This window comes from Bartonella sp. TS25HLJMH (genome assembly GCF_042193505.1).
GTDB lineage: Bacteria > Pseudomonadota > Alphaproteobacteria > Rhizobiales > Rhizobiaceae > Bartonella > Bartonella grahamii.
Genome location: NZ_JBHILV010000009.1, coordinates 67,996 through 89,601 on the forward strand (window position 1 = coordinate 67,996; position 21,606 = coordinate 89,601).

Annotated in this window: 16 protein-coding genes; 12 read left to right on the forward strand and 4 right to left on the reverse strand. The window is 40.5% G+C overall.

The features are described from left to right. The first annotated feature begins 281 nt into the window (after positions 1 to 281). Complete coding sequence (locus tag ACFINF_RS05720; RefSeq protein ID WP_015856975.1) at positions 282 to 1,193, forward strand: RNA polymerase factor sigma-32; 912 nt, start codon at positions 282 to 284, stop codon at positions 1,191 to 1,193. A 314-nt stretch (positions 1,194 to 1,507) separates the two neighbouring features. On the opposite strand, the gene ACFINF_RS05725 is transcribed toward ACFINF_RS05720, so the two are convergent. Further along, the gene (locus ACFINF_RS05725; protein ID WP_375620040.1) at positions 1,508 to 3,085 is read right to left on the reverse strand and encodes a M48 family metalloprotease; all 1,578 of its coding nucleotides are present in this window, start codon (positions 3,083 to 3,085) and stop codon (positions 1,508 to 1,510) included. A gap of 153 nt (positions 3,086 to 3,238) precedes the next feature. Here ACFINF_RS05725 and ACFINF_RS05730 point away from each other — a divergent pair, with 153 nt between their 5' ends. The 4 genes from ACFINF_RS05730 to rimJ all read left to right on the forward strand — a co-directional run bounded on the left by ACFINF_RS05730 (position 3,239) and on the right by rimJ (position 7,326). Further along, positions 3,239 to 3,874, forward strand: a complete 636-nt coding sequence (locus ACFINF_RS05730; protein ID WP_375620041.1) for a thiamine diphosphokinase — start codon at positions 3,239 to 3,241, stop codon at positions 3,872 to 3,874. A gap of 103 nt (positions 3,875 to 3,977) precedes the next feature. Continuing rightward, positions 3,978 to 4,364, forward strand: coding sequence for a hypothetical protein (locus ACFINF_RS05735; RefSeq protein ID WP_375620042.1), 387 nt, complete (start codon positions 3,978 to 3,980; stop codon positions 4,362 to 4,364). Next, the gene (locus ACFINF_RS05740; RefSeq protein WP_375620050.1) at positions 4,364 to 6,226 is read left to right on the forward strand and encodes an ABC-F family ATP-binding cassette domain-containing protein; all 1,863 of its coding nucleotides are present in this window, start codon (positions 4,364 to 4,366) and stop codon (positions 6,224 to 6,226) included. Before ACFINF_RS05735 ends, ACFINF_RS05740 begins: the two co-directional genes overlap by 1 nt. A gap of 536 nt (positions 6,227 to 6,762) precedes the next feature. Further along, positions 6,763 to 7,326, forward strand: coding sequence for a ribosomal protein S5-alanine N-acetyltransferase (gene rimJ, locus ACFINF_RS05745; protein ID WP_375620051.1), 564 nt, complete (start codon positions 6,763 to 6,765; stop codon positions 7,324 to 7,326). A 536-nt stretch (positions 7,327 to 7,862) separates the two neighbouring features. On the opposite strand, the gene ACFINF_RS05750 is transcribed toward rimJ, so the two are convergent. After that, entirely contained in the window at positions 7,863 to 8,123 is a 261-nt protein-coding gene (locus tag ACFINF_RS05750) for a DUF2312 domain-containing protein (protein WP_039760779.1), read from the reverse strand. A 264-nt stretch (positions 8,124 to 8,387) separates the two neighbouring features. Here ACFINF_RS05750 and ACFINF_RS05755 point away from each other — a divergent pair, with 264 nt between their 5' ends. Then, the gene (locus tag ACFINF_RS05755) at positions 8,388 to 8,876 is read left to right on the forward strand and encodes a DUF1036 domain-containing protein (protein ID WP_375620043.1); all 489 of its coding nucleotides are present in this window, start codon (positions 8,388 to 8,390) and stop codon (positions 8,874 to 8,876) included. Further along, positions 8,873 to 10,309, forward strand: a complete 1,437-nt coding sequence (gene pyk, locus ACFINF_RS05760) for a pyruvate kinase (protein ID WP_375620044.1) — start codon at positions 8,873 to 8,875, stop codon at positions 10,307 to 10,309. The genes ACFINF_RS05755 and pyk overlap by 4 nt, the downstream gene beginning before the upstream one ends. A 1,394-nt stretch (positions 10,310 to 11,703) precedes the next feature. Here pyk and ACFINF_RS05765 read toward each other — a convergent pair. Together ACFINF_RS05765 and ACFINF_RS05770 are read right to left on the reverse strand one after the other, a co-directional pair. Then, complete coding sequence (locus ACFINF_RS05765) at positions 11,704 to 12,087, reverse strand: cell division protein ZapA (protein WP_375620045.1); 384 nt, start codon at positions 12,085 to 12,087, stop codon at positions 11,704 to 11,706. A 12-nt stretch (positions 12,088 to 12,099) separates the two neighbouring features. Continuing rightward, positions 12,100 to 12,375 carry a DUF4164 domain-containing protein gene (locus ACFINF_RS05770; RefSeq protein WP_005774573.1) on the reverse strand — a complete coding sequence of 92 codons (276 nt, stop codon included), beginning with the start codon at positions 12,373 to 12,375 and terminating at the stop codon, positions 12,100 to 12,102. 335 nt (positions 12,376 to 12,710) lie between these two features. On the opposite strand from ACFINF_RS05770, the gene tkt reads away from it, so the two are divergent. The 5 genes from tkt to ACFINF_RS05795 all read left to right on the forward strand — a co-directional run bounded on the left by tkt (position 12,711) and on the right by ACFINF_RS05795 (position 19,864). Continuing rightward, complete coding sequence (gene tkt / locus ACFINF_RS05775) at positions 12,711 to 14,717, forward strand: transketolase (protein ID WP_375620046.1); 2,007 nt, start codon at positions 12,711 to 12,713, stop codon at positions 14,715 to 14,717. A gap of 181 nt (positions 14,718 to 14,898) precedes the next feature. Continuing rightward, the gene (gene gap / locus ACFINF_RS05780) at positions 14,899 to 15,906 is read left to right on the forward strand and encodes a type I glyceraldehyde-3-phosphate dehydrogenase (RefSeq protein WP_375620047.1); all 1,008 of its coding nucleotides are present in this window, start codon (positions 14,899 to 14,901) and stop codon (positions 15,904 to 15,906) included. 515 nt (positions 15,907 to 16,421) lie between these two features. Next, on the forward strand, positions 16,422 to 17,615 hold the full coding sequence (locus tag ACFINF_RS05785) for a phosphoglycerate kinase (protein ID WP_375620052.1): 1,194 nt from the start codon (positions 16,422 to 16,424) through the stop codon (positions 17,613 to 17,615). A gap of 130 nt (positions 17,616 to 17,745) precedes the next feature. Further along, complete coding sequence (locus ACFINF_RS05790; protein WP_375620048.1) at positions 17,746 to 18,777, forward strand: class I fructose-bisphosphate aldolase; 1,032 nt, start codon at positions 17,746 to 17,748, stop codon at positions 18,775 to 18,777. A gap of 919 nt (positions 18,778 to 19,696) precedes the next feature. After that, on the forward strand, positions 19,697 to 19,864 hold the full coding sequence (locus tag ACFINF_RS05795) for a hypothetical protein (protein ID WP_244395825.1): 168 nt from the start codon (positions 19,697 to 19,699) through the stop codon (positions 19,862 to 19,864). The last annotated feature ends 1,742 nt before the right edge of the window (positions 19,865 to 21,606 follow it).

Sequence of the window (21,606 nt, forward strand, 5' to 3'; positions counted from 1 at the left end):
TTTTTTTGCTGTTTTGTTATGAAAGGTGCAGAGAAAGTTTTTTCAAATATTTCATAGGCTAAAAGGCATATTTTAAAGGCATTTTTCAGGTGAAATTGTGTCTTATGACAAGAAATTTTACCATGACAGTAAAAAAAACAATTGCGATTATAAAAATACACGTTAAAGTAGTGGGTGCGGAAGTTAACAACTTTTGCGTTCTTTTTAAGCAAAGAACAATGCAAAGAACAATGATGTCGTTGCCAAATCAATTTTGATAATTTTAATCGCAAGGGGTTATTATGGGTAATCTTTCAAATGCTGTTTATAAAAGCAGCAAAAATTATAGCGATGCAGACAAAAGCTTAGGACGTAATATGATGCGTTCTGCTATGCAAGCACCTTATCTTGAACGACAAAAAGAGCATGATTTGGCTCTGCGGTGGAAAGACAAACGTGATGATGATGCCATGCATCAAATTGCAGCGGCTCATATGCGTTTAGTGATTGCTATTGCTAACCGCTTTAAACGTTTCAAAATGCCATTGGGGGATTTGGTACAAGAAGGGTATGTGGGGCTATTGGAAGCAGCTGCACGTTTTGAACCTGATCGGGAAGTGCGTTTTTCAACGTATGCAACGTGGTGGATACGCGCTTCTATTCAAGATTATATTTTGCGAAATTGGTCAATCGTTCGAGGGGGAACTAGTTCTTCGCAAAAAGCACTTTTCTTTAATCTTAGGCGTTTGCGTGCAAAACTGATACAAGATGATAGTGCTTTGTCAAAACAGGATATTTTTCGCACAATCGCTGAAAAGCTTGGCGTTTCCGTGCGCGATGTTGAAACAATGGATTTTCGTTTTTCCAGTTCTGATAATTCCTTGAGTGTTTCTGTTTCTGAAAACAGTGATAATCCCATTGCTAAGATGGATGTTTTGGTGGATGATAGTCCTCTTCCTGATGCTTTAATTGAGCAAGTAATTGATGGTCAACGGCGTACACAATGGCTTTACGATGCGTTACAAATTCTCAATGAACGGGAGTTGGAAATTATTCGCTTTCGTCGCTTAAATGAAGAGGGTGCGACTCTTGAAGTTTTGGGTGAAAAGTTAGGAATCTCGAAAGAGCGCGTGCGTCAAATTGAAGCTCGGGCTTTGCAGAAATTGCGTTCTGCTCTTCTTACGGTTCATTCAGAAGATGCTTACGATATATAAGCAGTGAAAGGCTTTGTGGGAGGACAGAGAGAGAACGTATAAGTAGGGGTATATGAGAGTATGGTGAAGTTGGATTTAGGGATTGCCAGATTTGTCTAGGGATATGCCTCCTTGGGGATGCGTTTGGTGCTATTGATGAACAGAGGAGGATTGGGGGTGATATTAGTTCGAGGAAGTATGTATCAAACGGAGTCGTATGAAGGTATGATGAAATTGGTTTTTAAAATGTCCTCTTCATTTGCGAATATGCTTTAAGGGGGAGGGCGTGATACAGATAGAAAAGAATCAAAACTGTAGCAGATGAGAAAAAAGGCTTATTCTGTAATAATTTTCACTTTTGTACCTGCGGATAAAGTTTGTGTTGGTGAGAGGGCATTGAGGATGCGAAAGAGTTTTTCTTTATCTGGTGTGTGTTGCATTTTATTGGCTAGGTTTGCAACGTTTTCTCCTTGTTTTACGCGAACAACACGGATTTTTAAGGGCTTCAGTTTTTTTAATTGTGAAGATGAAAGAGAATGAAAGCTTTGTAGAGTTTTTTGTGCAACCTCTACAAAATTTTGAGAATTATGTGGGGCGGCTGTCAGAAAACGAAAGATGTGGTTGTTGAATGGAATGACAACTACATCAAATTGCCATTGCTCATTGGTAGCATGGGCTTGTGCTCCAAGTAAACTTTGGCTTTGAAATCCTTGACGCGTAAATTCTTGATGGGGGAGCCCCTGAATTTTGATGGGGCGGATAGATGATTGGTCTAGCCCGATAATCCAGCCGCTTTTCAAATAATCACTCGCAGATATTCCAGCAGGATGCGGAATAGCATCAAAACGAATCGCAATTTTATCTGGTCCACTGGCCCAAACAGTGTGTGCTGAATATTCTATTGTAAAATTGTTTGGAACAGAAAAAGCTATGCGCAATTGTGGGTGAATAAATTGGTTGCCTCGTACAAAACCTGTATAAAAGCCTCCTCCAAAAATCATGCCATCAATGCTTTTGAGAAAAGAATCGCGATCAGTTGTTTTACTATTCCCTTTACTGATTTTACGCGCTTTTTCTATCGCAAGTCGAATGCGTTGAGGGGTGGTTGGGTGGGAGGCTAAAAAATCTAGAGAGGCATTTTGGGTGCCAGAGATATTACGCAAAGCACTATAGGCTTCCATTGTTTGAAGAAAGCGCGGTGAAGCAAAAGGATCATATCCTGATTGTTGGAGCATTTCAAGTGCAAGGGAATCAGCTTCCAGCTCTTGATTGCGGGAAAATTGCGCGAGTTGTTGCTTGTTTTGCATAGGGTTATGAAGTTTTTTGCCAATAGAAGAAAGAAGACGTGAAGATGTATGACTTGTCATCTTTAATTGAGCTTCTTTTTGCAGGCGTAAAATGCCATGATTGGCTCTGATATGTGCTATCTCATGGGCTAAAATGGCTGCAACTTCTGAAGAATCATTGGCTAATGCCAGCATACCACGAGTGATGTAGATCGCACCATTGGGGAGCGCAAATGCGTTAATACTTTCTGAGTTTAAAATTGTTACAGAATAGCTTTGATGAGAACTATGTGATGCAACTGTCAGTTTATGGACAATCTTTGCTAAAAGGTATTCAAGTTTTGCATTATAATAAGCGCCGCCATACATTTTCAAAATACGTGGGTGTTGCCGAGCGCTTAATGTGACATAGATATTGTGATTGTTGGTACGTTTGATCGTTTTAGAAGATGTGGAAGAAAGCTTATCATTTTGAGAGAGGGGCGTATGACAAGCTGAAAGGAGAAACATTAAACTTATGAAAGTTGCTTTATACAGGCGCGAGCGAAAAAGAAGATTGCGTTGAAAAATGGGGTGCGTTGGACCATGGTGCACATTGTTTTTGCGGAATAATTTGGCAAATTGCATTTGTATCTTTGTATCGTATGTTTCTTTAAGAGAGTCATTAGGGATAAGGACTCGTTTGGCTATATCATGCTTTTTGTTTATAAAAAATAACTCTCGCTTATAAAAGGGTGCGCTATAGCTATAAAGGAAATTTTGTGAAAGGCAAAGTATGGCATGACAACATTTACGATATTGTTAAATGGAGACATTTGTATCACTGATCGCTTGCTTAATCAAATTCAAAACAGTCGGGTGATTGCTGCCGATGGTGGTATGCGTCATGCGGCAGCGCTTAATGTGTCGCCTGAGTTGTGGTTAGGCGACTTTGATTCATCGGATGAGAATTTAATACGCGAATATAGTCATGTTCCGCGTGAAGTTTTTCCTTCTGATAAAGATATGACAGATAGTGCTCTGGCATGTGAAAGAGCGTTGCAAAATGGCGCTAAAAAGCTTATTTTATGCGGTGCTTTGGCAGGTGAGCGAAGTGATCATAGCCTTTCTCATATGACGCAAGCGTTGATGATGGCTGAAAGGGGTATTTCAGTGTTGTTGACAAGTGGTTTAGAAGAAGGTTGGCCGGTTTTGTCGAAACCTTGTTCGTATGATTTGCCTAAGGGATGTTTGTTTAGTATTATCGGTTTTTCTGATTTAGAAGGCTTAACTCTTGCAGGGGTAAAATGGCCGATTTGTGACAAAAATGTGTCATTTGGCTCTTCTTTAACACTTTCTAACCGTATTTGTGGAACCTTTTCTTGCCATTTAGGTTCTGGAAAAGCTATATTGTTAGCGTCTGTGCCTATTCCATAAAGCTCTTCCAATATATTTTGAATAAGGCAGGGGGGGGCCTAGTGATTAAGTGCCGACATAAACGATATATTATGTATTGATCTTGAGAAGGAAAGGTTTTGATATGTTAAAATCAATTTTTAAAGTGGCAGTTGTTTCAGCCATTGGTTTCAGTTCAGTCGCTTGTACCACAAACGATGAACGCGTTGCACGTTACGGCGTAGGAGGAGCAGCAATCGGTGCTTTGGCTGGAACTGCTATTGCTGGAAGTACTCCTGGAGCAGCACTTACCGGTGCAGCATTTGGTGCTTTGGCTGGAACAGTAACAGGTGCGGCTGCAAATCAAAGAAAACAACAAAGACAGGCATCACAATTGTGTACGTATCGTGGTCGTAGAGGACATGTTTACCAAGCACCTTGTGCCCAAAGAGTCCCTGTACGACAATTGTGTTCTTACCGTGATGCTAGAGGGGTGATGTATAAAGCACCTTGTCCGCACCGCGTTCGTTAATGGCGCCGCCGCTTCTGCGGCTTGACCGCATTTTCTTAAATTTTGGAAAAACGCCTTTGCTCAATCAAGCTTGTTTATCGGTTGAGCAGGGGGCGCGTATCGCGTTGGTCGGCCGTAATGGTTGTGGAAAATCAACCCTGTTAAAAATTGCCGCAGGGATATTAGAGCCTCATGGTGGTGAAATTTTTCGCCACCCACGAGTGACGCTCCGTTATGTCTCACAAAATCCGGATTGTGCAGGATTTGAAGATATTAACGCTTATATGGAAGCGGGGCTGGATGATACATCTGATGTTCAGTGGATCAATACGCTTCGCACAAATTTAGGGTTTTCGGGGGCGGAAAAATTGGAAACGCTTTCGGGAGGCGAAAAGCGGCGTGTTTCATTATTACAGGCCATTGCTGCAAAACCCGATATTTTGTTCTTGGATGAACCAACCAATCATCTTGATTTACCAACCATTGAATGGCTGGAAGCGGTTTTATCGTCTTTGCGTTCAGCGATTGTGGTGATTTCCCATGATCGGCGATTTTTAGAAAATGTTACACGGTCAACGGTATGGCTTGATCGTGGCACAACCAAAAGACTGGAAAAGCGTTTTTCAGAATTTGAAAGTTGGCGTGATAAGGCGTTGCAAGAAGAAGCCATCGAGCAGCATAAATTGGGGCGCCAAATTGCCCGTGAAGAGCAATGGTTACGTTATGGCGTGAGCGCACGGCGTAAGCGTAACGTACGGCGCTTGGGGGAATTAAAAAACTTAAGACAGCGTCATCAAAACTATAAAGGGCAGCCGGGAAATGCACTTTTGACAGCAACGAAAAGTCATGAGTCTGGGCAATTGGTGCTTGAAGCAAAGAAAATTTCAAAATCCTATGGTGATCGCATTATCGTGAAAGATTTCTCTTTGCGCATTCAGCGTGGTGATCGAATCGGGTTGGTAGGACCCAATGGTATCGGAAAGACAACGCTCCTTTCTGCATTAATTGGGCAAGAAGCCGTGGATAGTGGAACGGTGAGGCATGGCTATAACCTCTCTATGGCATTGCTTGATCAGCAACGTATTTTAAATGAAGAGGAAACTTTAGCGCATTATTTAACGGGAGGAAGGGGTGATACTCTTGTGATCAATGGGCTGGAGCGGCATGTAGTTTCTTATATGAAAGACTTTTTATTTTTGCCTGAACAAGCACGCACTCCCCTTAAAGAATTTTCGGGGGGAGAAAGAGCACGCCTCATGCTTGCACGACTTCTTTCACGTCCTGCAAACTTTTTGATTCTTGATGAACCGACCAATGATTTAGATATGGAAACTTTGGATTTGTTGCAAGAATTTATTGCTGATTTTGTGGGAACAGTATTGTTGGTCAGCCATGACAGAGACTTTTTAGATCGTACTGTAACGCATATGTTAGCACCTCAAGGTGATGGTCATTGGGTTTTGTATGCGGGCGGCTATAGTGATATGATGGCGCAAAATCAGCATGCTCTGAGTTTACAACGCAGAAAAACAGAATTATCGCAGCGTAAAGCACCTTCAAAATCTCATGCGGGAGAGCTTTCAAGGCAGGATTCATCAACAGATCATAGCTTGATAGTGCGGGAGAAAAAAACACGAGGTAAATTGTCTTATAAGCAGGTTTATGCATTGGAAAAATTGCCTGAAGAAATTGCTGTTTTGCAAAATGAAATCAAAAAAATTGAGCAAGAACTCTCTGATCCAGCTCTTTATCGCAGTGATAAAGAGCGTTTTGAGCGTTTATCAACAGCGTTGGAAAAAAAGAAAAATACTTGCACACAAAAAGAAGAAGAATGGTTAGAACTTGAAATTTTACGCGAAGAAATGGAAGCTTGTTCACGGTAATGTCTAAGACATTTTAAAAGATTTGTATTGCATTATTACGGTTTCTTCGATTTGTTACAAGAGTTTGTGGCTGATTTAGCGGAAACAGTGTTGTTGACGAGTTATGGCAGAGACTTTTAGATCGCACTGTAACTATAGCACCTCAAGGCGATGGTCATTGGGATTTGTATGTGGGTGCAGTGATATGATAGCGCAAAACAAGCATGCTCTGAGCTTACAAGGCAAAGAAACAAAACTACCTTTGCCGTGAGTTTTTTCAAAATTTCGTATATGGAAGCACGCCAGTTCCCAATGTTTCTACAGCCCCTTTGGAACTTGAGGGCATCCATAAGAAATATTTCCTTGTCTTTACCTTATACCCTAAATACACCATCCCCGCTTATGACGGAAAAGCAAATGATCCTCATTGATTCTACTGTGAGAAGTGTTGTGATGAGGAAAGCTTACTGTATTCGACGTTATGATTTAAGTTTAAAAATGATGATTTGTCAGGATAAATCAACGTGTTGTTGTAACATTTCTAGGAAGAGAAAATGATGGCAATTAAAACAAAGCGAACAATTTCCACATTGATCAGTTTAGAAGATGCAGCTGAACTGTCTTCTTATTACCTCCGTAATGCGAATCATTTGCGTCCTTTTGAACCGTTAAGATCTGATGGTTACCACAGCCTAACAGCTTGGGAAATACGAGCTAATGAATTTGCTTATGAAAGTGCACAAGGACAAGCATACCGATATGCCGTACGATTAAAAAATGAAAACACAGTCATTGGTGTTGTGAATTTTACAAATGTGGTTCGGGGTGTTTTTCAAGCTTGTCATCTTGGTTTTTCTCTTGATGAAAAACAACAAGGCAAAGGTCTCATGTTTGAGAGTTTATCGGCTCTAATACGGCATATCTTTCATGTTTATCATCTGCATAGAGTGATGGCAAATTATAGACCTGAGAACATAAAAAGCGAACGTTTATTAAAGCGCCTTCATTTTGAAAAAGAAGGCTATGCCAAAGACTATTTGATGATTTCTGGAAAATGGAGAGACCACATTCTAACCTCTCGAATCAATGATCTGTATGAGTCCGTTAATAGATTCGAATAAAGTTTTATTAAAAGTTCTATCAAGGGGCTTTTTATCAAATGTGTAAATATGCCGAATTTCTGCCTATCCTAAAAGATAAAGATCCTTAACCAGCTCTTCTTTTGTAAACAGTTCAGACTCTCATTTAGTGGATTTCAACTGCTGACCACTTTATATGTTTCTTTTTGTAGATAATGAATTGATTTATCGTCATAATTCATTTTTTCAATTTGAAGGAAGAGAGTCCTCAATATCGTAAGACTTTCTCATTTCAAATCTATAGATGTTTAATCATAAAAATCACCTCTCTTGCACATCACAAATTGGATTGGCGTACAAGTGAGGGGTTGTGTGGATAAAAATGATTGGAGGACAAGGATAAAAATGCTCTGTATAAATCCTTTTAATGTGAGGGCTGTTGCAATATTGTGTATTTTGTGACCGATAGTCTCGTTACAAGTTACACAAACAGCTTATTATTGGGTGAAATTTTTATACATTCATTTGTTTTTTTGCATTTTCTTTTCTTAAGAAATTTTCCAATTTTATCAATAGCTTTAACTCATACCAAGCGCATTTTTATAAAGCTCAATGATTGCTTCTTCTTCCATTCGTTCATGCTCTTCTTTTTTACGCAACCGTATAATGCTGCGAACGGCTTTACTATCAAAACCAGAGCCTTTAAGTTCAGTGTAAACGTCTTTAATATCATCAGAAATGGTTTTTTTTTCTTCTTCTAGCCGTTCAATGCGTTCGATAAAAGAGCGTAATTGGTTGACGGATATAGCGTGTGTTTGATCGGTTACTGTATCGTTCATTGTATTTTTCTCCAAGTTATATATTTTAAGTTATTTTTCGACGACGAATTTATGTTGAAAAAGCTTGAAAAACAAAAAGTAAATCAAGCTACACAGTTTTTTTACAAATTGACTTTAAATATTTTGTAAAATTTTTAAGATATATGCATTGATAAAAGGGCTATAAAAAGAAAAATATAAAAATATACGTTTTAGGTTTGAAAAGCTTTTGAAAAAAGAAATGTGTAATTTGTTTTGAAAATTTGACATCATAGAGGAAGTTTTGTGATTTTAAAAAAACGATATTGGGTATTTCAAAAAGGATTAAAGGTTTTTTTCTTGAGCATTTTGCTCTTGTTTCCCCTTGTTGTTTTTGCAAAAGCTGACTTTAGGGTTTGTAATACAACTCAACAGTCTGTAGGGGTTGCTCTTGGATATCGTACATTTTCAGGGTGGGTGAGCGAAGGCTGGTGGACGGTACCCGTGACGGAGTGTAAAACCTTAATTGAGGGGCCTCTTGCTTCACGGTTTTATTATTTTTATGCGGAAGGGGCACAAAAAAAAGGGAACTGGGCAGGCTCTGTGACCATGTGTGTGCAAGATAGCCAGTTTACCATTCAAGGGGTTCATGATTGTTTCCCTCGAGGATATCAAAAGGCTGAATTTAAAGAAATCGATACCGGAAATCAAACCAGTTGGATGGTACAGTTGACGGATGAGTCTTTATTAAACAATTCAGTCATCCCTTCTCTTTCGGGAAATTCTCCACCGTGAAACGTGCACGTAAAGTAAAAATTATTGCGACTCTTGGTCCTTCTTCTTTTTCTCGTTTGATGATTGAGAAGCTTTTTAGGGCAGGAGCAGATGTTTTTCGTCTTAATATGAGCCATACTGACCGTGATATGATGGGTGATTTGGTCAAGTCTATACGAGAAGTTGAAAAAACAGTTCGGCGACCCATAGGTATTTTAGTGGATCTTCAGGGGCCAAAACTGCGTGTGGGTCGTTTTGCCAAGGGTCAAGAGGATTTGCGTGTTGGGCAAAGCTTTACGTTAGATAATCGCGATGTGTCAGGTGATGCACAGCGTGTTTTTTTCCCTCATGAGGATGTATTTTCGGCTGTTAAACCAGGGGATCGGTTGTTGATTGATGATGGAAAACTGGAACTGCGTGCTGAGTTGTGTGATGGTCATTCTGTACAGTGTCGCGTGGTTGCTGGAACTCGTATCTCTGATCGAAAGGGTGTCAGTTTTCCCGATACAATTTTGCCTTTTGATTCGATGACGTCAAAAGATAAGGAGGATCTTCAGGCTCTTTTACAGCAGCCTGTTGATTGGGTTGCTCTTTCTTTTATTCAACGTCCAGAAGATATTATAGCGGTGCGCCGGTTGACGAAAAGCAAGGTGTCTTTGATGGCTAAAATCGAAAAGCCTCAAGCCTTAAAGCATATAGAGAAAATTATTGAGGTATCCGATGGTATTATGATTGCACGGGGTGATCTTGGAGTGGAAATGCCTTTGGAAAGGGTCCCAGCACTTCAGATGGAGCTCATAAAAGCTTGTCGTTTAGCAGGAAAGCCTGTTGTGGTGGCAACACAAATGCTCGAATCAATGATCACATCTCCTGTTCCGACACGCGCAGAAGTGTCGGATGTTGCTACAGCAGTTTATGCAGGAACAGATGCGGTGATGTTGTCTGCTGAATCTGCTTCTGGTCGTTATCCTGAAGAAGCTGTGCTTATGATGGACCGAATCGCGCGGCAAATCGAACAAGATCATACTTATGCAGCTCAGGTTGGGGCACAACATCCAGCACCAGAATCAACAGGAACGGATGCGATTTCTCTTGCTGCGCGTCAGATTGCTGAAACACTTGCGCTATCCGCTATCGTTGCCTATACGGCTTCAGGAACAACGGGGGTGCGCGCCTCTCGTGAACGTCCCAATAGACCGATTATTGCTTTATCTCCCATTGTGGAAACAGCTCGGCGTTTGGCCTTAGTTTGGGGGCTTCATTGTGTGGTCACGCAAGATGCGCGGAGTTTAGAGGATATGGTTGATCGTGCAGCAGCCATTGCATTTCAGGAAGGTTTTTGCAAAGGGGGAGATCGTTTCCTTGTGACAGCTGGTGTTCCCCTTGGAACGCCTGGTGCCACAAATCTCTTGCGTATTGCTTCTGTCTCTCAAGATGGAACGAAAGGGATTTGAGCCGTTTACGCATGGTGTTTTTTCATGCGTCTTTGAACAGGCTTTAAAAACAACGGCTGTGCGCCTCTTGTGAATGCCTCCCTAGACCCATTATTTTTTATCTCCTATCGTAAGATAGAAAGGTGCTGCGTTAGGTCGTCAGGTTTGGGAATGGGAGCAGATGCGGTGATGTTGTCTGTTGATTTCGTTTTAGTTCTGAGGAAACTGCTTTTACGGTAGGGCATTTAATGGGATCCCCCCTTTTATTTCATTGAGGCATATTGGGGATTGCTTTATTGATGGTTATATGAGCGAGATGTTCATTGATAATGAGAGTTCATTCTTTTGCTTTTTGAATGAGAGCCTTGAAATTTTTCTCATTTTAAACTTTTGCAAATAAAAATGAATAAAATTAGAATTATGTGCCTAAAAAGTCATGCTGGATTAAACTTGAATTAGAAGCCCGAATTCCGTAAGATTCTCTTAAATTTATTTATGTTTTGTTAATCATAACTATTTGCTTGCACGTCACAAGTGAGTGGTCCATATGGGTAAAAATTGTACAAAAATGACTAAAAATGCCTCTTATGAATTGTTTCAAGTGTTAAGGGCTGTCGCAATATTGAGGGCTGGCTATAATGATGGTGCCGATTTCCTCTTTTATTAAGCGTGGAGATTTTGAGGGGTGGGGAGAGGAATATGGATTATTTGTTATAAGGATAAAAATAGCGGTAGAGGATGTTTTCAAGAGCTATTATTGTTGTTTATGATGGTTGAGGTTGTATGAGATTAACATACTCTTCGGGTTTGACTTTTTTCCTGCTCTAAAGGATGAAAATACTTAATTCACGCTGGTTTATAAATGATACGGCTCTTTTCGGTGGGTTTCATCGGATGGACATTTCAGGTGCAAAGACTGCATGGTGCTTATATTATCAAATGGCGGTGTTTTACGGAATAATAGATAAGGTTATTTTTTTAATATATTTTTAATATATATTGAATCTGCTTGATATTATCTAAGGGAAAGGACTTTTGGTATGCATTCATAGGGAACATGAATATAGTTCTTTTTCTCGAAGGATGCTTTATTTGTTTGCTGCTGTTGTCATTTATATGATTTTTTTTTACAATGATGTTGGTTTTGTTATCTTGTTGCGCTGTTAAAAGACATCTCATTTGAAGTATGGTGGTATAAGGTTGCCTCCTTGATATAAGAAGTGTTTGTGCGGAGATGAAAGATTCAGGGTCGGGTTTTCTTGTTGAGTTTTAAGTTAATCCCATAAGTGGTGAGTAGCTGGAATCCTCTCTATAAAAACCGGATTATTTACAGACTGGTGTGGGTTTAAGAATTTTTATCCTGTGAGGTGTAGCGGACAAGTCAAATCACTGGTTTGTTACGCGCTGATGTACGTTTAGAAATCTTCCTGTTCTTGTTCTTGAATGTTTGTACTGTTTTGATCATCTTTGAGCAATTGGTTGGTGAGATTTTCAATGCGTTGTGTGGTGTCACGCATAATTTTCCCCATGGTGCGGTCTTTTTCGTTGTGGAGTCGTAAAAGAGCATTGTAGTCTTCTTGTAATTTTTTATTTTCTCGTTTTATTTCTTCCATTTCATCGATAATCATTATGCCAGCCATAACCGATAAACGATGGTCGCCAATTTCACCAAAATTGTTCTTTAAATGTGTGATATATTGATCCAATTGAGCAGCAAGCGCAATAAGACGACGTTCTTGTCCTTTATCACAAGCCATGCGGTAAATTTTACCATCAATGGTAACGGAAACAGTTTCCATACATTCAAACCTTTATCTATCAATGACAACACGAATTGTTTCCATTGCTTTAATAAGACGTTTGGAAACCTCTTTGTTTACGGACTCTAAGCGTTCAATTTGGGCTTCAGCTTTGTCAAGCGCTTGGGCAAGATGGCTGCGGTCAGCATTCATTCGTTGAATTTCTTCTTCCCATTCGTTATTTTTATCAATAACGGCATTGCGGTTTATTATGGTGATCTCTAAAGTTCTAAGTGCTTTTTCTAGGTGCTCTAGAGCATCTTGTAGAACCGTCGTTTCTTGGTTCATTGCTTTTATCCTTTGGGTAATTGTATCCTTTATCAATGTGTTATGCAAAAACGAATCACTTTCACTCTTGTATTGTGTGCATTTTATTTTTAAGTATGTAGGATATTTTAGCAAGCAAAGCAGGGGATAGATATAAATTAAAAGCTGGATTTTTTGCGCGTATTGGCATAAATGACATGGATATACAGGACGCGTGAGGGGAATGTTATTAATGTTATTGAAGTGGTGGCAAAAAGTCTCACGCTAATGGTTAGAAAATAGTATTTCTTGAGAATTTTTAAGAGAATACGGAAAAAGCAACAGAATAACGTATTTAACGAAATGGTCGATTATTCATGACAAACACCCACCAACAGAATCAGATGGCCAATGCTATCCGTTTTCTTGCTATTGATGCGATTGAAAAAGCAAATTCTGGTCATCCGGGCTTGCCAATGGGGGCGGCCGATATTGCTACGGTTCTTTATACACAATTCCTTGCTCATGATCCTAAAAATCCTCGCTGGCCTAACCGTGATCGTTTTGTGTTATCGGCAGGGCATGGGTCTATGTTGCTTTATGCTCTCTTGTATCTTTCTGGTTATGAAGATCTCTCTCTTGAGGATCTCAAAAATTTTCGCCAATTAGGGGCAAAGCTTGCTGGGCATCCAGAATATGGGCATGTGGCGGGAATCGAAACAACGACTGGTCCTCTTGGACAAGGGTTGGCAAATGCCGTGGGAATGGCTCTTGGGGAGCGTTTGCAAAATGCCCGTTTTGGTGATCTCGTCAATCATTACACTTACGCGTTGGTGGGCGATGGATGCCTTATGGAAGGGATATCTCAAGAAGCGATTTCCCTTGCTGGTCATTTGAAACTCAATAAGCTTATTGTGTTGTGGGACGATAATAATATTTCCATTGATGGAGAGATTTCCCTTGCTGACAGTACTGATCAGATTGCGCGTTTTAAAGCTTCTGGTTGGGAGACACATAAAGTCAATGGGCATGATCAAGCAGCAATTGCACGGGCTATTGAGGCGGCACAAAATTCCGATAAACCGACTTTGATTGCTTGTAAAACAACAATTGGTTTTGGAGCGCCAAATAAAGCGGGTACCAATAAAGTTCATGGAGCTCCTTTGGGTGCACGAGAAATCACTGAAACCCGTATCGCTTTAGGGTGGGATGCTGAGCCTTTCGTTATTCCAGCTGATATTCTCGATAATTGGCGCTTGGCTAGTCTCAATGCTGCTAAAAAACGCCAAAAGTGGGAAGCAAAATTTGCTGATCTTCCTGTCTCAGAGCGTGTGGAGTTTGAAAGATTGATGCGAGGCGATCTCGTGGGCGGATTTGATGGCGCTATTGATATTTATAAACAGAAACTGGTTGAAGAGCGCCCTGTTGTTGCTACGCGTAAAGCTTCGGAAATGGCTCTTGAAGTTATCAATGGAGTCGTTGCTGAGACCATTGGTGGTTCGGCTGATCTAACCGGATCTAATAATACAAAAAGCAGCCAGATGAAAAGTATCTCTGCTGAAGATTTTTCAGGGCGCTATCTGCATTATGGAATTCGCGAACATGTAATGGGGGCTGTGATGAATGGTCTTGCCCTTTATGGCGGCTTTATTCCTTATGGGGGAACCTTTTTATGCTTTTCTGACTATATGCGTCCTGCTATGCGGCTCTCTTCTCTTATGGGATTGCGGGTGATTTATGTCATGACTCATGATTCTATTGGCCTTGGTGAGGATGGTCCGACCCATCAACCCGTAGAGCATTTGTCTTCCTTGCGTGCAATGCCTAATCATCTTGTGTTTCGTCCTGCTGATGCTATGGAGACAGTCGAGTGTTGGCAATTGGCTTTGAAAGCACGCAAAACGCCTTCTACTTTGGCTTTGAGCCGACAAAATTTACCGCTTTTGCGTCAAGAGTATGAAGAAGAAAATCTCTGTATGCTTGGTGCTTATGAATTCCTAACAGCTAGCGATGATGCACAAGTGACGCTGTTTGCTTCTGGTTCGGAACTGCAAATTGCGGTGGAGGCACATGCGGTGTTAGAAGAAAAAGGCATCCCAACGCGTGTGGTTTCTGTGCCTTGTTTTGAACTCTTTTCTCAACAGTCTTGCTCCTATCAGCGTGCTCTCATTGGAGATGCGCCGATTAAAATTGCCATTGAAGCTGCTATCCGGCAAGGATGGGACCGTTTTATTGGCTGTGATGGTGTGTTTATTGGTATGGAGGACTTTGGGGCAAGTGGAACAATTGATGCCCTTTATGCGCATTTTGGTATTACTTGTGAGAATGTGGTCGCTACCGTTGAAAAAGAGCTTGAAAAGATCAAAGAGGAAAAGACAAAATGACAGTTTGTGTTGTCATGAATGGGGTGGTTTTAGGGCATCATATTCTGTGCATTATTGTGGATAAGTGAGTGAGTGATCAAGATATTGACATTGTGGGAATTAATGATTTTAGATTGGTGAAATACCCATTTATTGTGTTTTAAATGTTGTGCTTAAAAAAATTGATGAGGAAACATGTGAAATGACAGTTCGTGTTGCAATTAATGGGTTTGGTCGTATTGGTCGCAATATTTTACGTGCACTTGTGGAAAGTGAACGGCAAGATGTTGAAGTGGTCGCAATTAATGATTTGGGATCGGTGGAAACAAATGCCCATTTATTGCGCTATGATTCAGTTCATGGGCGTTTCCCTAGGAACGTTAAGGTGGTAGGGGATGCCATTGATGTGGGGGGTGGTTTAATAAAGGTATGCGCAGAGCGTGATCCTGCTCAATTGCCTTGGAAAGATTTGGATATCGATATTGCTTTAGAATGTACGGGCATTTTTACTGCGCGTGATAAAGCAAGTGCTCATTTGGATGCGGGGGCAAAGCGTGTTCTTGTTTCTGCGCCTTCTGAAGGAGCAGATCTCACGGTTGTCTATGGGGTTAATCATCAATCTTTAAGCAGCGAGCATCGCGTTGTTTCAAATGCTTCTTGTACAACCAATTGTTTGGCGCCTGTTGCACAAGTCTTGCACAACACGGTGGGCATTGAAAAGGGCTTTATGACAACAATCCATTCTTATACGGGTGATCAACCTGTGTTGGATACAATGCATCGTGATCTTTATCGTGCACGTGCGGCAGCTCTTTCTATGATTCCTACCTCAACAGGAGCGGCAAAAGCTGTAGGATTGGTCTTGCCAGAATTAAAGGGATTGCTTGATGGTGTATCGATTCGTGTTCCGACCCCTAATGTTTCTGTGGTTGATTTGACATTTACCGCTAAGCGTTCCACAACAATCGAAGAAATTAATACAGCCATTGCTATTGCTGCACAAGGTCCTTTGAAGGGCGTTTTGGATTATACAGAAGAAAAACTCGTAAGTTGTGATTTTAATCATAATCCTCATTCAGCTATTTTCCACAATGATCAAACAAAAGTGATTGATGGTAAGCTCTGTCGCGTTTTGGTTTGGTATGATAATGAATGGGGCTTTTCTAACCGTATGAGTGATACGGCTGTGGCTTTTGCTAAGACAATATAAGAAGACCTCAGGGTCCTTCTTTTTATAGGAAAAAGTCTCATTTTTGTACAGTTTTGAGAAAAACAGATAGAGGCTGTTGTTTTCATGCGCTAGAGAGAAGAAACTATTGAAAAATTGATGATGTGTTTTGTTTTAATACTGGATTAATACGTGCTTTTACAAGCTGCATGAAAGAGTAAACTTTGAAAAAGTAAGATCTGAACGAGACGCCCTTTGAGAAAACGTCAGAAAATAGGAGATGTAAACTCTTTTGCCTAGAAGTAAAAGGAAGCTTTAATAGAGATCAAATTGAGCCAATGCATTTTTTTTTGTCGCAATAGGATATGAAGATTAAGAGCAATGGTAGACTTTTGTACATTTGATGATGAAAGCTTCGGCTTTTCAAGCAGAGGGTGAGAGATAGGTTGTCTTGGATCTCTTGTAAAAGCAAAGAGGGGGATAAGTGGAAAGAAAAGTGGGCAGGGTTGTTGGATACGTTTTTATTTGAAATAATGGAAAGTGAAGAGGAAGCAGTGATGGGGTTTCGTACACTTGATGATGTTGATGTCACTGGAAAACGTGTTCTTGTGCGGGTGGATTTTAATGTGCCAATGGCGCAGGGCGAGGTCTGTGATACGACGCGCTTAGAGCGACATAAAGAGACACTCGTTGAGCTACAAAAGCGGGGTGCTAAACTTATTCTGCTTTCTCATTGTGGTCGCCCCAAAGGAAAGGTAGAGCCAGAGTTTTCACTCCGTCCTGTTGTGCAAGTGCTGGAAAAGATCATTAATCAGCCTGTTTCTTTTGCTCCTGACTGTATCGGTTCGGCGGTGCAGGTTGCGGTTGAGTCATTACAAAATGGGGGTGTTTTACTGCTTGAAAATGTTCGTTTTTATGCTGGTGAAGAAAAGAATGATTGTTCTTTTGCGGAAGCTTTGGCCCATAATGGGGATCTCTATATCAATGATGCTTTTTCAGTTTCTCATCGTGCCCATGCTTCGGTGGAGGGAATAACGCATTTGTTGCCTTCTTATGCAGGGCGCTCTTTGCAAGGTGAGATGCAGGCATTAGAAAAAGGACTTGGCAATCCAACACACCCTGTGGTTGCCATTGTGGGAGGAGCGAAAGTTTCCAGCAAGCTTTTTGTGCTCAATCATTTGGTGGAAAAGGTTGATCATCTCGTGATTGGTGGGGGCATGGCTAACAGTTTTTTAGCAGCGCAAGGTGTGTCTGTTGGTAAGTCACTGTGTGAACATGCACTGATGGACACGATAAAAAAAATCATCAAAAAAGCGCAAGAGTGTCAATGTACGCTTCTGCTCCCTCAGGATGCTGTCGTTGGATTTCGCTTTGAAAAAGATGCACCGCATCGTCTTTATGACATTGAAGATATTCCACAAGATGGCATGATATTGGATATTGGGACACGCTCTATTGCGCATATCAATACTGTGATAGATAAAGCTGCTACTCTTGTGTGGAATGGACCCCTTGGTGTTTTTGAAATGTCTCCTTTTGATAAGGGAACCATTGCAGTTGCACGCCATGCAGCAGAACGTAGTTTGACGGGAAAGTTGGTTTCAATTGCGGGAGGGGGCGATACAGTTTTTGCTCTTAATCATGCTGGTGTTGCCAATGATTTTACTTATCTCTCGACTGCTGGAGGGGCTTTTTTAGAATGGATGGAAGGTAAGGTTCTGCCTGGCATTCTTGCCCTTATGCAGGCTTAGAGAGTTTATTGAAAGAGCAGCTTTAAAAAAGAGCTGTGTGTCGTTGTGTAGACTGTGTTTAATGTGTTGCGCACTTTTGGAAGTTTTAAGACAAAATGAAATTTTAAGACAAAATAAAGAGGAATTTTTTATGAATGAACGGCTTGAAGATATTGCACTTGCTTTGGTGCATGCGGGTAAAGGTATTTTGGCGGCAGATGAAAGTACGGCGACCATTGGAAAGCGATTTGAAAGCATTGGTGTTGAATCCAATGAAGATAGGCGCCGTGCTTATCGTGAAATGCTTTTTAGTACAAAAGAAGCAATGGAAAGCGCCATCTCTGGGGTTATTTTATTTGATGAAACCATTCGGCAAAAAGCATCAACTGGGAAAATGTTGACGGATCTTATTCGGGATGCAGGTGCTTTGCCAGGGATTAAAGTTGATACTGGTGCCAAATCCTTGGCGGCTTTTCCTCAGGAAACGATTACCGAAGGGTTGGATGGTCTTCGTGAGCGGCTAAAAGACTATTATGCTTTGGGAGCACGTTTTGCTAAATGGCGTGCGGTGATTGCTATTGATGAACACACTTTGCCAACAAGAGGCGCAATAAGACAAAACGCACAAGCTCTTGCACGCTATGCTGCTTTGTGTCAGGAGTTCAAGATTGTGCCGATTGTTGAGCCCGAAGTGTTGATGGATGGATCATCGTGTGGGCATTCCATTACACGCTGCTTTGAGGTGACAAAAGCTGTCTTACAGACCGTTTTTAAAGAATTGTTTGAAGCTCGTGTTCTTTTGGAGGGGATGATTTTAAAACCCAATATGGTGATTGATGGAAAGGATGCCCGCAACGCTTCTGTTGAAGAAGTTGCTGAAAAGACCGTCCAAGTGCTTAAACAGACTGTTCCTGCCGCTGTTCCAGGAATTGCTTTTCTTTCTGGAGGACAGTCTGATCAAGAAGCAACGGCGCATTTATCTGCCATGAATTCTTTGGGCGCATTGCCTTGGAAATTGACTTTTTCTTATGGACGGGCATTGCAAGCAGCTGCTTTAAAAGCATGGGCTGGAAAAGATGAGAATATTGCTGTTGCACAGAAGGCATTTAGTCATCGGGCTTTGATGAATCATCTTGCGGCTTTGGGACAATGGACAACAGAACGAGAAAAAGCCTGCGCTTGAAGCACAAGCTCTGTGCCTAGTGCCTAAATGCGGAGAGATTTTACATGTTTCTGCGTGATTTGGGGTGCTCTCATCATGATAAAAATGGCGAGGGCATTTTAGGCTTGAAAGCCTTTTCAGAGAGTTTTCTCCTTGGACCTTTTAAAAGTCTCTAATGGGTACTATCGAGAGATAAGATTGCGCAAGAGGTGCGATTTCGGGAAGGGGAGATGGTGCTTTAAAGGAAATTTGTGAATGCGCAGCATCTTAGTATGGTGTCGTTCATGGGAGGGCACGTGCTTTTTGAGTGAAAATCATAAAGCTAAGACTGTATTGAAGAGTTTGATATTGTGATATTTTTTCTTTTTCATGTTATCATTACTTGTCATCAGCAGAATTCATTTGATTGCAGTTTCAAAGGTGGATTAAGCGGGTAGATTAGAGAGTTGCGATGTCTGAGTGGATTTTAATATACAGCTTATGAAGTTTTTGTGCGTCAGGATAGCTTCCTCTGCAAGGTGGGTGGCTTTTTATTGACGAACGGATTGAATAACTCTTGCTAACAAAATAGATTTGCATCTCAATAAAACACCTATTTTTCGTTAAAATGAATAAATTTTTCTTGTATTTTATGATGATATAATTACAAATAGCTAATTTTACAGCATTTTGGTTTAAAATGGGGGGAGTTGTGGACAGCATATCTTCTAAGAATACAAGCACAAAAAGAAAAAATCGATACGCAGAACAGAGCTTTTCTGTAATTATGATGCGAAAATTGTGCAATATGGTGCGTAGAACATTCGCTGTAATATTTGGAGTGTTTACTTTCATAATTTTTCTTATCCTGTTCAGCATGCGTAGACCGGTTCATGCCGTACTAAGCTTCTTTGCGGGTGCGAGCGGATTAACGTGCTTTTTCTTTTTTGTCGGATACTACTTGGAACGCCGCGAAGCAACAGCAGATGAAGCCGGTATATCGTTCACATTACTCTTAGCAATTGGTGAAGGCGTTTTTTCTATTTGCTGCCTGTCTGCTGCATGGGGTTACGACGCTCTCTTATTCCGTTTAGCACCTCCTGAGTATGAAATTATGCTCTTTGAATAAATAGAGTGCAATTCGTTTGTGTATAAATCAAGATGAGAGGCTGTCTGCCTCTCAAATTCTTAATAATCGCTCTCCAAAATCATAACATCAGACCTGCGTTTAATGAGAGGACTAACAAGCCTTGGTCCTTAAGCTCAAGGAAATTCTTTAAAGGTTGCGTCTAACGGCATCCTTGACCTTAAGACACCCAAACGGCTTATTTTGTTTTTCTCATGCGGCTCTGAAATCATGATTAAGGGGAAAGCTTCTCATGGTGCTTAAATGGTACCTTATCGTGTGTTAAATGGAAAAATCAGAAAAAGCATCTTTATGTAATATAATCCAATTATGATTTTTTTATTTAAACATAAAGGATTTAAAGTCTTCTACAAGCTGATACGATAAAAGGGGGAAGGTCGCCTATACTTAGCAACTAGGGCGTATTTTAGGTGCTTTTGATATAGCTATATCTCCAGATGACTTTGAATGACTTAGCCTTTTAGCTCTATTCACTAAAAGGTCATTTTGAGGGTTCTTGGTTAATGATTGTAAAGGAAAATTAGCACGTAATATTTCGCTTTGCTGGTATAGATGCCGAATTAGTTGATTATCTAGAGGATTACTGAAGAGGGAGTGCTAAAAAATGATGGAAAAACCTCTCTGCACCTCGGTGAATTTGTGGTTGAAGATATAATAATAGAACTTGGCTTATCTGTTACTAAAACAGCTGAATGATTTGAAAGGGTTAGGGTGTCAGTTCTGCATAGGCTTGGTTAGTTATGCAAAAAAATTATGCTTTGGTGCAAGCTTTAAAACATAAATACCTTAAAGATATATTCTCATTGTACATGTTTCTATTATCGTTAACGTGCCTTCTTAAAGCACGACAGGGGGTGCTATAAAGTTGAGGGCTGTAAATATATAAATGATGGGATTGGTGGTGGTGTGGGAAGATGGTGTCCAATCGAAGCATTCTATCCTTATTTTTGTAGGTTATGACTGGAAGAGAGAGCTGGAGAGACAATTTGTGAGCAAAGAGAAAGTGTTTTGAGGTTGTGTGTCTGCAAGAGCAAAACAGTGGTCGTGGTAATATTTACAAACAATAAATTTGATAAAATTTTACGATTTTGCCAACAGCTGGTTTATTATAAAAGCTGTTGCTTATACGCGCTCACAAAAAAGTTATAAGAAGCCCAAAAGCGCTAAAAGAGTCTTCGTTCTTTTGAAAGAGAATAAAGGATACTCTTGTAGATGAGAAAAGCCTATTTGTGAATTACAATTTGTCATGATTTTCGGTAAACACTATTGTTTAGGGCGGTGATAGAGGGTATGAAAAATTTTTCGTATTAAGTTTTTTAAAGAGTGTGATGAGTCTTTAGGATAGAGCTTGTGTCCCTATAGCCTATCAAGTGAGCCGCATAAGGACCTCCAGAAAACGAGCACCATTATACTTTTTTCCAGCGTCTACTCTTTTTGTCAGCGCCCCAATGTTGTGACAGCCTTTGGTATTAAAAGAGGTAAGATAGGCATTTTGTTCTTTTTTGTACAGTTTCACTCCACACGCTCACTCCGCTTGTGATGTGCAAGCCAAGAGATTTTGTTTGACTTACTATGAGGGTTTGACATGAGAAAATCCTATGGTATTCATGATCTCTCATGAAAAACAATGAATTACTCTTATAAATAAACGTGACAGTGCTGTTATGAAAAGAACTCCTTGCACATCTTCATAGCCCATAGAGATTAACTTGGTATCATTTTAT

What these genes read in the sequence shown, in the direction of transcription:
- rimJ (WP_375620051.1), top strand. Translation starts at nt 6,763, where the DNA reads ATGGCAATTAAAACAAAGCGAACAATTTCCACATTGATCAGTTTAGAA.
- ACFINF_RS05750 (WP_039760779.1), bottom strand. Translation starts at nt 8,123, where the DNA reads ATGAACGATACAGTAACCGATCAAACACACGCTATATCCGTCAACCAA.
- gap (WP_375620047.1), top strand. Translation starts at nt 14,899, where the DNA reads ATGACAGTTCGTGTTGCAATTAATGGGTTTGGTCGTATTGGTCGCAAT.
- ACFINF_RS05735 (WP_375620042.1), top strand. Translation starts at nt 3,978, where the DNA reads ATGTTAAAATCAATTTTTAAAGTGGCAGTTGTTTCAGCCATTGGTTTC.
- ACFINF_RS05790 (WP_375620048.1), top strand. Translation starts at nt 17,746, where the DNA reads ATGAATGAACGGCTTGAAGATATTGCACTTGCTTTGGTGCATGCGGGT.
- ACFINF_RS05740 (WP_375620050.1), top strand. Translation starts at nt 4,364, where the DNA reads ATGGCGCCGCCGCTTCTGCGGCTTGACCGCATTTTCTTAAATTTTGGA.
- ACFINF_RS05785 (WP_375620052.1), top strand. Translation starts at nt 16,422, where the DNA reads ATGGGGTTTCGTACACTTGATGATGTTGATGTCACTGGAAAACGTGTT.
- ACFINF_RS05730 (WP_375620041.1), top strand. Translation starts at nt 3,239, where the DNA reads ATGACAACATTTACGATATTGTTAAATGGAGACATTTGTATCACTGAT.
- ACFINF_RS05770 (WP_005774573.1), bottom strand. Translation starts at nt 12,375, where the DNA reads ATGAACCAAGAAACGACGGTTCTACAAGATGCTCTAGAGCACCTAGAA.
- ACFINF_RS05765 (WP_375620045.1), bottom strand. Translation starts at nt 12,087, where the DNA reads ATGGAAACTGTTTCCGTTACCATTGATGGTAAAATTTACCGCATGGCT.
- ACFINF_RS05720 (WP_015856975.1), top strand. Translation starts at nt 282, where the DNA reads ATGGGTAATCTTTCAAATGCTGTTTATAAAAGCAGCAAAAATTATAGC.
- tkt (WP_375620046.1), top strand. Translation starts at nt 12,711, where the DNA reads ATGACAAACACCCACCAACAGAATCAGATGGCCAATGCTATCCGTTTT.
- ACFINF_RS05725 (WP_375620040.1), bottom strand. Translation starts at nt 3,085, where the DNA reads ATGCAATTTGCCAAATTATTCCGCAAAAACAATGTGCACCATGGTCCA.